10 protein-coding genes are annotated in these 14,760 nt (G+C 37.0%); 7 read left to right on the forward strand and 3 right to left on the reverse strand.

Annotated elements, in window-relative coordinates; genetic code table 11:
• Window positions 1-404: 404 nt before the first annotated feature.
• Window positions 405-1,589 (reverse strand): NAD(P)H-quinone oxidoreductase subunit H, encoded by a 1,185-nt coding sequence (locus H6G76_RS16785; protein WP_190702712.1) that lies wholly within the window; start codon window positions 1,587-1,589, stop codon window positions 405-407.
• Window positions 1,590-2,035: 446 nt separating this feature from the next.
• Here H6G76_RS16785 and H6G76_RS16790 point away from each other — a divergent pair, with 446 nt between their 5' ends.
• From H6G76_RS16790 to H6G76_RS16805, 4 genes are all read left to right on the forward strand, one after another.
• Window positions 2,036-3,940, forward strand: coding sequence for a M48 family metallopeptidase (locus H6G76_RS16790; protein WP_190702716.1), 1,905 nt, complete (start codon window positions 2,036-2,038; stop codon window positions 3,938-3,940).
• Between the two features lie 71 nt (window positions 3,941-4,011).
• Window positions 4,012-4,911, forward strand: a complete 900-nt coding sequence (gene rsmH / locus H6G76_RS16795) for a 16S rRNA (cytosine(1402)-N(4))-methyltransferase RsmH (RefSeq protein WP_190702719.1) — start codon at window positions 4,012-4,014, stop codon at window positions 4,909-4,911.
• A gap of 80 nt (window positions 4,912-4,991) precedes the next feature.
• Window positions 4,992-5,630, forward strand: coding sequence for a glutathione S-transferase family protein (locus H6G76_RS16800; RefSeq protein ID WP_190702721.1), 639 nt, complete (start codon window positions 4,992-4,994; stop codon window positions 5,628-5,630).
• A 146-nt stretch (window positions 5,631-5,776) separates the two neighbouring features.
• Window positions 5,777-6,166, forward strand: coding sequence for a hypothetical protein (locus H6G76_RS16805; RefSeq protein ID WP_190702724.1), 390 nt, complete (start codon window positions 5,777-5,779; stop codon window positions 6,164-6,166).
• 71 nt (window positions 6,167-6,237) lie between these two features.
• Here the strand turns inward: H6G76_RS16805 and H6G76_RS16810 are convergent, their stop codons facing one another.
• Window positions 6,238-7,848, reverse strand: a complete 1,611-nt coding sequence (locus H6G76_RS16810; protein WP_190702727.1) for a GAF domain-containing hybrid sensor histidine kinase/response regulator — start codon at window positions 7,846-7,848, stop codon at window positions 6,238-6,240.
• Between the two features lie 544 nt (window positions 7,849-8,392).
• Window positions 8,393-10,732 carry a PAS domain S-box protein gene (locus H6G76_RS16815; protein WP_190702730.1) on the reverse strand — a complete coding sequence of 780 codons (2,340 nt, stop codon included), beginning with the start codon at window positions 10,730-10,732 and terminating at the stop codon, window positions 8,393-8,395.
• 1,041 nt (window positions 10,733-11,773) lie between these two features.
• Here H6G76_RS16815 and H6G76_RS16820 point away from each other — a divergent pair.
• From H6G76_RS16820 to H6G76_RS16830, 3 genes are all read left to right on the forward strand, one after another.
• Window positions 11,774-12,145 carry a hypothetical protein gene (locus H6G76_RS16820; RefSeq protein ID WP_190702732.1) on the forward strand — a complete coding sequence of 124 codons (372 nt, stop codon included), beginning with the start codon at window positions 11,774-11,776 and terminating at the stop codon, window positions 12,143-12,145.
• Window positions 12,146-12,405: 260 nt separating this feature from the next.
• The gene (locus H6G76_RS16825) at window positions 12,406-13,563 is read left to right on the forward strand and encodes an FIST signal transduction protein (RefSeq protein ID WP_190702735.1); all 1,158 of its coding nucleotides are present in this window, start codon (window positions 12,406-12,408) and stop codon (window positions 13,561-13,563) included.
• A 3-nt stretch (window positions 13,564-13,566) separates the two neighbouring features.
• The gene (locus tag H6G76_RS16830) at window positions 13,567-14,637 is read left to right on the forward strand and encodes an ATP-binding protein (protein ID WP_190702738.1); all 1,071 of its coding nucleotides are present in this window, start codon (window positions 13,567-13,569) and stop codon (window positions 14,635-14,637) included.
• The last annotated feature ends 123 nt before the right edge of the window (window positions 14,638-14,760 follow it).

The raw sequence follows: 14,760 nt of genomic DNA on the forward strand, positions 1-14,760 counted from the left end.
ATTATATTTTTATTTTCAATAATCCTATACCCCCACAAATGAACGTGCCTAGATTTGCATAAATTTATAAAAATTGTCTGAAAATACTATTAATTCAAATGCAATCTCAACAGGCTCAAGGAGAATAATCAAAATGACAGCCAACTTGACAAGCTTGTTCGTTCCACAAGGTAGCCATTGTCTTAGCATCAAAATATTCTCGATTCGTGACAAGTTAATAAATAAATTAAATTTTGAATGTTATTAAACTCTGATTAATCAAGCTCAAAGAATTATTCACGAGTATCAGAGATTCATGTACAAAACAATTTTTTAGGGGCGCAAGTGTTTGCGCCCCTACAGAATCTAAAAATTTGATAATTGATTTTTGCAAGTAATGGGTGGACATTGCCCACCCATTGAAGTTATCTGTCTACAGATCCCATGATTACGTCAATACTGCCGAGAATCACGACAACATCTGCAACTTTCATACCCCGCAATAAATGAGGCAGAATTTGTAGGTTGTTGAAATCTGCTGGGCGAATCTTCCACCGCCAAGGGAAGACGTTATCATCACCAATCAGATAAATTCCGAGTTCCCCTTTACCACTTTCTACACGGGCGTAAACTTCGCCTTTGGGCATTTTGAAAGTGGGGGAAACCTTTTTACCAATATACTGGTAATCAAAAGCATCCCACTCAGATTTTTTGCCAGCTGCTAGGCGTTTAGCTTCTAGGTTCTCGTAGGGGCCGCCAGGTAGTCCTTTGATGGCTTGCTTGATAATCTTTACAGACTCGCGCATTTCCCGCATCCGCACCATGTAACGGGCTAAACAATCACCGGTAGTTTCCCACTGAACGTCCCAGTCAAAATCGTCATAGCACTCGTAATGGTCAACTTTGCGTAAATCCCACTTTACGCCAGAAGCGCGTAACATTGGGCCAGAAAGCCCCCAGTTAATTGCTTCTTCGCGGGTAATTGTACCAATTCCTTCAATACGACGGCGGAAGATGGGGTTATTGGTAACTAACTTTTCGTATTCATCAACTACTGGTAAGAAGTAGTCGCAGAATTCTAGACATTTATCTACCCAACCATAGGGTAAGTCAGCAGCAACACCACCAACGCGGAAGTAGTTGTTGTTTACCATCCGGTAGCCTGTAGCGGCTTCCCACAAGTCGTAAATCATCTCCCGTTCTCGGAACTGGTAGAAGAAGGGAGTTTGCGCGCCCACGTCAGCGAGGAACGGGCCAAACCACAGCAAGTGGTTGGCGATGCGGTTTAATTCCAGCATGATGACGCGGATGTAACTGGCGCGTTTAGGAACAGCTACACCAGCTAACTTTTCTGGGGCGTTAACAGTCACAGCTTCGTTAAACATCCCTGCTGCGTAGTCCCATCGGCTAACGTAGGGGACATACATGACAGTGGTGCGGTTCTCGGCAATTTTTTCCATTCCTCGGTGCAGGTAGCCGATAACCGGTTCACAATCAATGACATCTTCGCCATCCAATGTGACAATTAGCCGCAGAACCCCGTGCATTGAGGGGTGGTGTGGCCCCATGTTCAACACCATTGGTTCAGTGCGGGTTTCGAGTCTTGCCATAAATTCCGTGTTCTCCCGTGATCAAAAATTGAATGGAACCGCGTAGATGCCAACCAGACCGATAAATCGTGTCTGCCAAAATCAAGTTTGTAGGGGCAATATCTTGAGGGTAAACCCTGCATCTATTGCCAATACTGGAGTCTGTTGGAGAAGGGGTGGCAGCAGAAGGATTTTACTTGATGTTTCTTTTTGTTTCACTTCTTCAACTATTATATGGAGCTTGAGATGCCGGAATTTCAGGCATAGGAATTTTTTAATTGGGGAGTTAGGTGACGAAAGAGGAAAGGTTAAAGGGAAAAGGTTAAAGGGAAAGGATTTTTTCTAAGATGCTTTCCCCTTTAACCCTTACCCTTTTCCCCTCTTCTGTCTTGAGTTCTGAGTTTTTACGTAGGTCAAGCAGATAATGTGTCAGCTATATTGCAATTTGAACAAGCTAATGCACATTTATGGCTTTTGATCAAGAGCGTTTTGATAAGCTAATTCAGAAATTAGAAGTTTTTGCTGCTAAACAACCGCCGATTTATAGATTGCACGTTGCACTTTTGGCTGTGTTGGGCTATGCGTATATATTTTTGATTTTAGCTGTGACGGTGGCACTACTGTTAGGTACAGTCTGGATAATGCTGAATGCGCGGTCATTCCATACTTCAGCTTTAAAGCTAGTGGTGTTTTTACTAGCGATCGCTTTCATGTTAGTGCGATCGCTATGGGTGACATTTCCTCCACCCACAGGGTTAGCATTACGGCGCAAAGATGTACCTAGCTTATTTTGCTTAGTTGATGACATTTCATCAAAGCTACAGGCTCCACGCTTTCACCACATTCTACTCACTGAAGATTTTAACGCCTGCGTTGTTCAAAGACCACGTTTAGGTTTATTTGGCTGGTACCAAAACTATCTAGAAGTGGGTTTACCTTTGATGTTAGCACTACCACCTGAACAATTTCGGGCTGTGCTTGCCCATGAGTTAGGGCATATATCAGGAAATCACAGTCGTTTTAACCAATGGATTTATCGCCAACGTCTAGCTTGGGATCGCATTGATAAAGAACTAGTACAAGGTGGTAATGAATCATCAGGGTTCATTTTTAAGCGATTTTTACAGTGGTATATTCCATTTTTTGATGCGTATTCTTTTGTCTTGGCACGGTTAAATGAATACGAAGCTGACAGATGTGCTGCCGAAATAGCAGGAGTTGAAAACTCTGCCAAAACTTTGATGAATTTTAAAGTAAAAGCTAGATTTATTCACAATAATTTTTGGAATAGTATTTATCAACAAGTACATACAGAAATTGAGCCACCAACAACAAGTTACACAGCAATGCAAACAGCTTTGGCTCAGGGAATACCTCTAAAAGAAGCAAGTACGTATTTAGCTCAAGCTTTGGCTGAAAAAACTAATAATGCTGATACTCATCCTTGCCTTACAGATAGATTAAAAACCTTGGGATTTACCGCTAATATTCAAGAAGAATTCTCTTTATCTGCTCCTGTTAAACTCAGTGCTGCTCAAGAATATTTAGGTAATTCATTAGAAAAATATAGAGATTATTTTAGTCAAGTTTGGCAAGAGCAAATAGCAACTCCTTGGCGGCAAAAATATGCTGAAGAACAAAATTCATTAGCTACATTAGAAAAGTTGAATCATAAATCTCAAAAACAGCAACTAACTCTAGAAGAAGCTAGTGCAAGAGCGTTGTTAACATTTGAGTTACAAGGTGAAGAAGCTGCCATACCATTATTAAGAGAAGTAATCAAGATAGATCAACACCACGCCTCAGCTAACTATTTATTAGGTCAAATATTATTAAGACAAGAAGATGCCAGTGGCATAGAGTATATTGAGAGAGCGATCGCTCAAGATCCAAACATGGTAATTGAAGGATGCCAAATCATTAGCTACTTTCTTCAACAACAAGGAAAACAGGATAGTGCCAAATCCTATCAAAAACGTGCCGAGAAATATCATGATTTACTTTTAAAGGCAGATCAGGAGCGTTCTAGTTTGCGAGCTAGTGATGAATTTCAATCGCACAATTTATCTGAGGTAGAAGTACAAAATATTTGTCAACAATTATCTGTTTATCCACAAGTTACAACTGCTTATTTAGTAGAAAAAGTTCTGCAATATTTTCCAGACAAACCTTTGTATGTTCTTGGTGTGGTGCGAAAAACTAGTTTTTGGGAAACCGACAAGGACGCGAAGAATTCAGAATTGCTGAATTTGCTATTACAGCAGCTTAAATTTAACTGTGACGCATTCATTATTGTTTTAAACAACAATCCCAACATTGAGAAAAAATTCCATCAATTGCCGAAATCATTGATTTACCAGAATAAAAAATAAATAATCAGACTACAAATGCCTACATGGTGCGCTACACTTCGTTAACGCACCCCTACTGTGTCACAAGTATAATGAATCCCGATTCTGAGCAATTACTGGCTATTGATGAACCGAATTTTTCTCATTTACCTGTATTACCCCAAGAAGTAATTGCAGGTTTAGCGGTGTGTTCGGGAGGTCATTATCTGGATACGACGGTAGGTGGTGGTGGTCACAGTCGATTGATTTTGCAAGCTGCGCCGGATGTGCAGTTAACTGCTATTGACCAAGATGAGGATGCTTTAGCCGCAGCCAAGAAAGAATTAGCCGAGTTCGGAGAACGTGTCAAGTTTATTCAAAGTAACTTTGCTGCTTATGAGTTTCCCGCCGCAAGTTTTAACGGTATTCTGGCAGACTTAGGCGTGAGTTCTTATCAGTTAGATACGCCAGAACGAGGTTTTAGCTTTCGCCACACTGCAAGTTTAGATATGCGGATGGATAAGCAGGGTTCACTGACGGCGGCTGATGTAATTAATGAGTGGGATGAAAGGGAAATCGCAGATATCTTTTTTAAATATGGGGAAGAAAGATTATCTAGGCGTATTGCTAGGCGAATTGTTGAACAACGGCCATTTTCTACAACTACCCAATTAGCCGAAGCGATCGCATCTGCTGTTCCACGTAAATATCGTTATGGTAGAATTCACCCGGCGACTCGTGCTTTTCAAGCTTTGCGAATTGTCGTCAACGATGAGTTAAAGTCTTTAGAAACTTTTTTAGCCAAAGCACCAAACGCGCTTGTTCCCGGTGGAAGAATTGCTGTTATCAGTTTTCATTCTTTAGAAGACCGCTTGGTTAAGCATAGTTTACGCAACTCTCCTTCATTGCAAGTGTTAACAAAAAAGCCCATCACTGCCCAAGAATCAGAAACTGCCAATAATCCGCGATCGCGTTCTGCCAAACTGAGAATAGCCGAGAGAGTCAACAGTTAAAGCTAAGACAACCGCCAGATAGATAAATATTGAAAGGATTAATGATAATTTGAGATGCTGAACAGCCAATAAAAATTCTTATGATCGTTGTCCATCATCTTAACAATTCGCGATCGCAGCGAGTGCTGTGGCTACTAGAAGAATTAGGTATCGAATACGAAATCAAATTCTACGAACGCGACCAAAAGACGATGTTAGCACCAACATCGTTGCGAGAAGTTCATCCTCTGGGTAAGTCACCAGTAATTACAGATGCAGGGGAAACTATTGCTGAGTCAGGAGCTATTATCGAATACATAGTAGAGCGATATGGCAACGGTCGGCTCATTCCGCCATTGGGTACTCAAGAGCGTTTGCGTTATAGGTATTGGCTGCATTATGCCGAAGGCTCGGCAATGTTACCTCTAGTCATGAACACAGTTCTTAACCTTTTTGGTATTGGAGACAACAGCGTCAACGATGCATTTATCGCTCCTCAGATTAAACTTCATTTTGACTATATAGAAAATGAACTTGGTAAAAGTACATGGTTTGTTGGGGAAGAATTTACGGCTGCCGATATTCAAATGAGTTTTCCTCTAGAAATAGTCGCTATGCAACCTGAACTAATTAACAGCCGACCAAAGATTAAGCAATTTATCGAACGCATCCATGCACGGCCTGCTTATAAACGCGCCCTTGAACGTGGAGGTAAGTATGATTTCGCCAAGAGCCTTTAGTAATTTTCCTACCTCTGACAATTGCTTTGAATGTATCTCTAGATAGAAGGAAAAAATATATTTTACCCTTTACGATGCCTGTGAGTCTTAAACATGATATCGGTTTTACAAATAAAAAGATTCAGACAAAATAATAGGAGTATTAAATGCAAAGAATTCTCTTATCTTTAAAACAGGTATTAAGTACAACTGTTTTAATTATTTGTACTATAGTTTTCATCGCTATCTCAGGGGTATTTATCGGCGTTCAGCAGCCTAGTTATGCAACTACATTAGAAGAATTAAAGCTAGTACCTCCAGAGTTTAAACCTAATGCCGACGAAAAAGTTAACCGTGCTTATGAATTTGACCCAGGGGTGGGTACTCTAGAAGAGGATCGGCAACAAGATTATGAGAAAGCAGTAAAAGAATCAGAAAACCTGAACACTTTAGAAAAGGCTTATGAAAAGAATTTAAAAGAGGAGCAAGGACAAAACTCTCAAGGAAGCATTGTTGACAAAGCATCAAACTTGATTGACAAGGTAACAGGCAAATAAAATTTATTTGTAGAGACGCGAAATTTCGCGTCTCTACTTTTCTGAACATTTAAGGATAAAAGCAGGTTGCATTAAAATTCTGCAACGCTAACCGAAACTTGTCTGGGCAATTCAATATAAAAGGTAGAACCTTCGCCAATTTTGCTGGTAAGGCTAATTGTGCCTTGCATCAATTCGACCAATGATTTAGTAATTGCTAATCCCAATCCAGTACCGTCATATTTGCGTGTGATGCTTTGATCGACTTGATACAATGGCTCAAAAATATCTTCTATTTCAGACTCTGCAATCCCAATCCCACTATCTTGGACTGCGATCGCAGTTCTATCAGGAGAAATTTCCCACAGTTTTACTATTATGCCACCAGTTTCCGTAAATTTAATCGCATTGGACAATAACTTCTCTAAAATTTGTTGAAGAAACTTGCTATCGTTCACCACAAAGGGATGATTGATATTGATGTCTGTTTGCAGATTTAAATTTTTTTCTATTGCTAGTGCGTGATATTCTTGTACCGTTGTTAATACTAAAGTGTGTAAGTTAACTTCCTCTAGTTTTAGCGATAAATTACCAGCTTCGACTTTAGCAAAATCGAGCATATCTTCAATAATGTCTCTTAGATGATTGCCATTATTGAGGATACGTTCTACCATATCAGCTTGTTGTACAGTTAAAGTTGAATTGCGTTTTCTTAGCAGCACTTGCGATAAGCCTAATATGACATTCAGAGGAGTCCTGAGTTCGTGGGATGTTGTGGCTAAAAATTGCGACTTATGATTTGTCGCATTGATTAGTCGTAACTTTTGTTGTTCAATTGTGTTTTGTTTTTTTTCTAGTTCCCGTTGTTGCTCTAACAGAATTGCTGTTTGTGTAGATAAAATCTCTTCATGCTGTTCTAATGTTTGTCTGATTTTGGCATGATGAATAGCGATCGCTAATAAGTCTATAATCCCATCTAAAATTTTCTGCGATGTTGCATCAAAGGTATGAGGATTATTCCAGTTACCAATTGCTAATACTCCTAACCGACCTAGCTGTGGTGAATATATGGGTACACCATACATAGAACTAGGTGAAAATCCAGAGATATCTGGAACATCAAAATCTAAATAATCTGAGAATTTTTCACCGATATTTTCATCGTTAACCGGACTAACTTGAAATAATTTTGCTACTCCTGTAGCAAAAACTTCATTTAATAAATTTAAATAATTATAACTTTTATTTTTAACATCTTCTTTGCCAATATCATTCAGCTTTATCAAGATCAGCCTATCAATATCTGTTCCTATCTTAGCTGCTAATTCTAACTCTTTAGTTTGAGAATTATATAATGCTATGATACAAAACTCTGCGCCATCAATAGCATCACAAATTTCTTGCGTTATCTCTTTTAAAAGTTCTGGTAAATGTATTTTTTGATTAGTAATATGCAGAAGCTGCTGTAGTATTGCTAACTGTTTAGAAGTTGAATAATGATTGTTGGTTTGGAAATCTAAGTATAGTTTTTGACTTAGATTCATAGGTGATTGACGATGATTTTTTTCTATATAAACTGCTTCTTGTTCTGTATTTTTATTGCACAAAAATCTTTTACCAAACTCATGCTCCTCAGACAAAAAAGCTTCATTTATTTTGCTAAATTCATTTGGTTTAAAGTAAGGCAGATCATCTTTAGTCATCTTGGGTTCACACTTTTTGGCTTGTGAGCTTTATAGTTGTTCACCAGCCTTTGTGAATGCCTGATGTCTTTGCATTGTCAATTACTGCATCAGTTCTAAACTCACAGGTTGTTGAACTCCTATAACTAGAATAATTTTATCAATTTATTTCAGTATGTCATCTTATTTATTAACAGTAATTATACTGAATATTTAGTTTATAAATCTTTATGATGATTATATTGATACTTTAATATTATTTCACTAATTGTTAATAAATAAATAAATTTATTACAGTTTTAGTTAATTGGTAAAAATCCTGAGGCTCACATCCCAGCTTTTTTAAAAGTCGGGTATATTGTTGTTTACAAATATCTAAGACTGCTAGAACACCAATTCATTACTGCTGGAAGAACCGCTCCCCTACAAGCTACCGTGTACACACAAGTCTGATAAAGTTGCCTAATAGCATTTTGATCCTCCCCTTGAGCCTCCCCTTTTTAAGGGGGATCGAAACCTTAACTGAACTGTACTGGACAAAATAAAAAGCTTTCAAAACTATTGCCTATTGCCCACTTCCCTTCTTTCCCATTAACAGATAAGTTGTAATTTTGCGTTGATTGCTAATTTCTATTTCATCGTATTTTTGAAACAAAAATTCATGTCGTATTTGTTCGTAAGCAGTGGCGGTGACTTGGATAGTGTCAGCTAAACTTTGGGCTTCGATGCATCTGGCAATATCGATGGTATCCATTAAACCCGTTGCTGCTGCTGTGACAATGCCAGTATGGATACCAATGCAAATTTTAAGGTTTTGCTGATTTTCTATATTAAATGTAGCGATCGCTGTTTGCATATCCAAAGCCATTTGAGCGATCGCATGGGCATGATCTTTGCGTTTTGTTGGTAATCCACAGATTACCACATAAGCATCATTGATAGTTTTGATTTTTTCTAAACCGTAGCGAGTGCTGAGGCGATCGAAAGTGGCAAAAATGGGACTGAGTAAATTGACTAGTTGCATTGCACTTCCCACAGCAGCAACTTCGCCTAAACCTACAATATCTGCACACAAAACAGTCATATTAATTACATCTGCGTCCGCGTCGTATACGTGCGGGCGTAGGGCGTTAGATGTTAATGGTGATATTCTAACTTGCCATAGTTGTTCTGTTTGTGCTTGCTGGTTTTGCAATGCTTCTTCTAGCAGCACTCTTTGGGTAATGTTGCGAAAAATACCACGCATTGCTACTGGCCTACCATTCGCAAATTTACAGTTAACATTACCTTCTAAAAATACTGTTTGACCATTTTTAGCAATAAAAGCCACCTTAACTTGTTCTAACTCTTCTCCTGACATTAATTGATAAAACATTTGCCGATAATATTCTTTAAAATCAGGATGGATGATATCAAATATACTTATTTGCTCAACTGCGTCCTCACTGTAACCTAAAGTTCTGCACCATGCCTGATTTACATATAAAAAACGACCGTAGGGATTAACCGAGACAATTAAATCATTAGCATTTTCACAGATATCTCGATATTGAGATTCGCTTTCTAATAAATTATCTTCTGCTTGTTTTCGTTTCATAAATTGAGCAATTTGGCTACCAACTGAAACCATCATTTGCAATAAATCTGCATCATTTGGTTGCACATCCCGGCTAAAAAAAGTCATCACACCTAAAACTTTATTGTCATCTAGAATCGGAAAACCAAAGGCTGAATGCAATCCTGCGGCTATAGCAGTTTGTTTGCGCTGGGAATCTCTATAGTCTGAAATATCTTTAATCCATAAAGGAGAACGCCTAGCCCAAATTTGACCAGGTAATCCCATGCTAGGATGATATGTAGTTTGCCATGTAACTGCTTTAAATTCGCGCACAGAAACAAGCCGGCTTGACCATATTTCTACACATCGCAAGACAGCATGATCATTATCTTCTGGCACATCAGTACTAATATATTGGCTAATTGTCCATAATTCGCCTACATCCCACTCTAAACTTTGGCAGATAGCCTGCAATATTTGTGGCATTGCCTGTTTAATATTTTGTGATTCTGATAGAATGCGGGTAATACTATATTGGGCATTATTCCGTTGTTCTCGACGTTTACGACTAGTAATATCCCGACCAATATAAATAATATCTTCTAACACTTCATTTTTTTTCTGCATTACAGCACAAGAAAAAGCTATTAAAACTTTTTCGCCGGTTTTCTTGCGGCATACTACTTCAAAATGCTGTAAATCTCGATTAATTTTACTATAGTGATTAATAATTCTGAGCAATAAAAAATTATCATCAAAGATTAGGGATATAGGCTGGTTAATTAATTCTTCTTCCTGAAAATCAAATAATTTTAAAGCTGCTAAATTTACCTTTTTGATTTTGCCAGAATTACTAGTTACCAATAAGGCATCTGCCATTGAACTGATAACTGTATCCATGTAATTTTTATATGCCACCAATGTCATTGAAAGAATACTAGCAGCATTAGTAAGTTTCAATAAATTTTGCTTATCTTGGATGATATTGGTTACATCTTTAATCAAGATAAGTAATTTAGATATAGTTAAATTTTCACTTGGTTCAGCAATAATATAAATATTAATATAAACGTCAGCCTGAGTATCAAAGCTGCGTTTAACGCCTGATAGTTCAAATATTTCTTGTTCACCTTGCAAGATAGATTGCAAAATATGTTCGATGCCGTTAAATTCAGGAAAGCTTAGTCGAATATCTTTGCCTAATTCTACTTCTTCAGGCTGAGATGCAAAGCAGTGTGCTTGTTCAGATTTATCTAAAATCTGAAAATGAGCATCCAATTTTAAGTGTTCAAATCTGCGTAAAATTGAATATTTATTAAAGATCTGCTCTACTACCTCGTATTTCATTCTAGCTTTCAATAAATAATGTAATTATTTTGACAATAATACTTAAGCTTACGGCGATATTTTACGTAAAAAGCTTGAACCCACTTTCAACGCTGGCCGGATAAAATTATCGTTGTACACAGAACTAAAGATTCCAGCCTTTAGTTTTATAATTCACACTTCAACACCATTTTTAATTTTATCTGGTATTTTTTAAAATATCTGCTTAATCTACAAAGCAATTCATAATAAGTTGGTTATATAGGAATCTGGTTTGATGACTAAACATATTTGTGTAATCAGGCAATAGGCAATAGTAAAGAAGGTCGCTAAAAATATACTGACTTTTTTCAAAAATCAAATATGAATCCTATAAAATAAAATTTTATATAAGTAAATTAACTTGAGTGTTGATTTCAGCCTAAGCCAAATAAATTAGCGATCGCCATATTGATTGATAAAGCTACCAAAACTGAAGACATAGTAAAAATTTAGGTAAGGATTACAAACATATAGATCTGTGTATTCATAAATTTCACACCTTCTCAAAGGACAAGTATGATTGTGTCGGTGATTACTTTTAGATTTAAAGTATTAAGTAGTTTTGCTTAAACTATTATTACCTATGACTTAATAATCATCTTCACACTTTAAACACTAGTCGTTAATGTTTAAACGTTTGTTCCTCATGTACCTTGATTTATAAGTAATGCTTAATCGCTAGGAACTAAACTATAAGCAGTTACAGCAAATGCTTTAACCTTTGCAGTAAACTTTAATCAATAGATAAGTAATGCTTAAGTAATAGTAATAAATTTATAAGCTATTGTTGCAAACCTAAAAGCTTTTGTAATTAATCTTACGCCATTGATAAGTAATGCTTAAATAATTACAGCAATTTTTCAAGCAAGCTTATAAATATGATTCCTCTCTTAAAGTTTTCATTTACCTCAGCAATATTAACTAAATCCGACACATTAAACATTTGCTAGATTTTCCTCAAGACAATCAATTAGTTATTGGTATAAAACAGAACTATAAACTTAGCAATAGGGATGCATCATGGCACGTCGTAAAAGAAATTCTAGTATTTTAGAACGAGCCGAACGGCGTATTGAGAGTTTGCAGTCTATCAACCAGCAACTTGACTTTGGTGGAGGAGTCACTATGGAAGCCTACACCACTCAAATTAGTAATTTACGCTCTAAGCTTGCTGCTTACAACACAGCTTTATCTTCCATAGACCAACTCATAGATGAAGTAAAAAATGCCGAAAAAGCCGTCAGCGAAATGTCAGAAAAAATGTTGTTAGGAGTGGGAAGCCGATACGGTAAAGCCAGCCAAGAATACGAGATGGCGGGTGGTGTACGACGCAAAGCCAACCGACGCTCAAAAAGCAATCTTAGCAGATTAGTCCTAGTAGCTGACAATTAAAATCGCCGCCATATAAACAGCAGGAAGCAGCATTCTTTCTAAAATTTGCACCACTTGCTACCTCTACGGCAACCCTGTTCTCCGGCAAAGACTCTAACGCATAGCTTGCTTTCCCGTAGGAAAGCTTACTCTTGTCCTGACGCGAACGAGAACGGTTTCGCCAAACAGCGAACAAGTTGGGTTTCCCGGCTTGAAGCAAGTGGACTGCGAATTCCATTGTGGGAATAATAAGCACACAGTTCAAAAAAGATGAGATCAATATGTTGAATGTAGTAGTTGGCCATAGCAACGACCCAGATTCTTTATCAGCAATCTCTGAAGTAATCGAGCAATGTCACAACAGCTTAGGAGATAAACAGCCCCAAGCTGGGATTCTGTTTGCAGCAATTGATTTTGATTATGCACTCATCTTGCAAGAAATTGTGCAAGCATTTCCAGGCATAGAATTAATTGGTGGTACAACTGATGCGGAAATTTCTTCAGTATTAAATTTTCAGCAAGACTCAATCGCTTTAATGCTGTTTTCTTCTGAAGAAATAGAAATTTATGCTGGCTTAGGTCGAGAACTATCCAAAGATCCACTTTTAGCAACTAAACAAGCTGTTGAACAAGCAAAATCAAAAATTAAACATCAAGCTCCTTCTCAATTATGCTTGACTGTACCTGAAAGTTTAACAGTTGATGGCGTATTAATTGTAGAAGGATTAAAACTAGCACTAGGTAATGATGTGCCTATTTTCGGTGGGTTGACAGCTGATCAATGGAAATTCCAAAAAACGTATCAATTCTTTCAAACTGAAATTCTGAATGATGCTGTACCTGTTTTAATTTTTTCCGGAAAATTTTTATTTTCTCAAGGTATAGCTAGTGGTTGGCATCCTCTGGGAAGAAAAAGCCGAGTTACTAAAGTTGATAAAAATATTCTTTATGAGATAGATGGTAAACCAGCATTAGATTTTTACCATCACTATTTAGGTGGTTTACCTCCTTCTGGTGAGTATCCTTTGGCAGTGTTTGAATCAGAAGCAGAAGAATTTTATATGCGTGCGCCTAGTGTTTATGATGCTCAAACTGGCAGTATCACTTTTTTAGGAGAAATACCTAAAAATGCTTTTGTTCAAATAGCTCAAGCTAGCCGAGATGAAATTTTAGGTGCTGCTAAAACTTCTATTACAAATGCTTTAAAAAATTATCCAGGTACAAAACCAGACGCGGCTTTATTTTTTTCATGTGCAGCCCGTCGGCAATTATTAGGCACCCGTACTGTAGAAGAATATCAGCTTGCACAAGAATGTTTAACAGCATCTATTCCAGGTTGTGGATTTTACACTCATGGTGAAATTTCACCATTGAATTATGGAGGTGAAACTAGATTACATCATGAAACATTCGTGACCCTTTTAATAGGGATGCATTAAACAATGATGCAAGCAGACTATGAACAAAAAATTAAAGAACTAGAAAAAACTAATCGCATCCTGCAAAAAAAATTAGAGCGTTCAGAAAGTTTAAGGGTGTCATTAGAAGAAACAAACGAAAAAAAAGAAGCATTATTTCTGAAAGTGATTCACGAACTCCGTGAATCACAAAAAATTTTGGAAGACCAAAGTCGAGATTTAGAGCAAACATTAAAAAAGCTGCAAGCTATGCAAAGCAAATTAGTAGAATCAGAAAAAATGTCGGCATTGGGCATTTTAGTAGCTGGTATTGCTCATGAAATTAATAATCCTGTCAATTTTATTTATGGCAATATCACTTATGCTGCACAATACGCTCGTGATATTTTAGCTCTACTAGATTGTTATCAAAATGTATATCCCAATCCGCCACTTTCCCTAACAAAAAAACTTAATTCTATAGATGTAGAATTTATTAAAAAAGATTTTATTGAACTTTTAAATTCTATGAGCAATGGGGCTGAACGTATTAGCGATATTGTTCTTTCATTGCGGACATTTTCTCGCTTAGATGAAGCAGCCGTTAAAAAAGTTGATATCCATCAAGGTATCGATAGTACTTTAATGATTCTCAAAAATCGGCTGAAATCTCAAATAAATTTGTCAGAAATTAAAGTTATTAAAGAGTATGGCAATATTCCCTTGGTTGAGTGTTATGCAGGTAAACTCAACCAAGTATTGATGAATATTATTTCCAATGGAATTGATGCTTTAGAGCAAAAAATAGATATCATTTCTCTAGAATCTAGTCTTACTGCTGCCAGTTTTATTCCTACTATCAAAATTAGTACAGATTTGATAGATAACTGGGTGATAATCAGGATTTCTGATAACGGAACTGGAATTGAAAAAGAAGTTACACAACAAATATTTAATCCATTCTTTACTACCAAACCAGTTGGCAAAGGAACAGGTTTAGGGTTGTCAATTAGCTATCAAATTATTGTCGAAAACCATAAAGGTCAACTCAAATGTAATTCTATCCCTGGGGTGGGTACAGAATTTGTAATTATGATACCTAAACAACGAAATTAGGTAAGCGATCGCTAACTAATTTATCACGCCCTGGCACTTTTGCTAGTTGTTCTCTTCATTAGACTTTAATTACTAGTAAATACTTGCTGGGAATTAGAAATTTTAAAAGAAATAAGACTATTG

Source organism: Nostoc sp. FACHB-152, assembly GCF_014697475.1.
In the GTDB taxonomy this organism is placed as follows: Bacteria; Cyanobacteriota; Cyanobacteriia; order Cyanobacteriales; family Nostocaceae; genus Nostoc_B.

Coding starts and splice junctions, on each gene's coding strand:
- H6G76_RS16785 (WP_190702712.1), bottom strand. CDS start 1,589: ATGGCAAGACTCGAAACCCGCACTGAACCAATGGTGTTGAACATGGGG.
- H6G76_RS16790 (WP_190702716.1), top strand. CDS start 2,036: ATGGCTTTTGATCAAGAGCGTTTTGATAAGCTAATTCAGAAATTAGAA.
- H6G76_RS16805 (WP_190702724.1), top strand. CDS start 5,777: ATGCAAAGAATTCTCTTATCTTTAAAACAGGTATTAAGTACAACTGTT.
- rsmH (WP_190702719.1), top strand. CDS start 4,012: ATGAATCCCGATTCTGAGCAATTACTGGCTATTGATGAACCGAATTTT.
- H6G76_RS16830 (WP_190702738.1), top strand. CDS start 13,567: ATGATGCAAGCAGACTATGAACAAAAAATTAAAGAACTAGAAAAAACT.
- H6G76_RS16820 (WP_190702732.1), top strand. CDS start 11,774: ATGGCACGTCGTAAAAGAAATTCTAGTATTTTAGAACGAGCCGAACGG.
- H6G76_RS16815 (WP_190702730.1), bottom strand. CDS start 10,732: ATGAAATACGAGGTAGTAGAGCAGATCTTTAATAAATATTCAATTTTA.
- H6G76_RS16810 (WP_190702727.1), bottom strand. CDS start 7,848: ATGACTAAAGATGATCTGCCTTACTTTAAACCAAATGAATTTAGCAAA.
- H6G76_RS16825 (WP_190702735.1), top strand. CDS start 12,406: ATGTTGAATGTAGTAGTTGGCCATAGCAACGACCCAGATTCTTTATCA.
- H6G76_RS16800 (WP_190702721.1), top strand. CDS start 4,992: ATGATCGTTGTCCATCATCTTAACAATTCGCGATCGCAGCGAGTGCTG.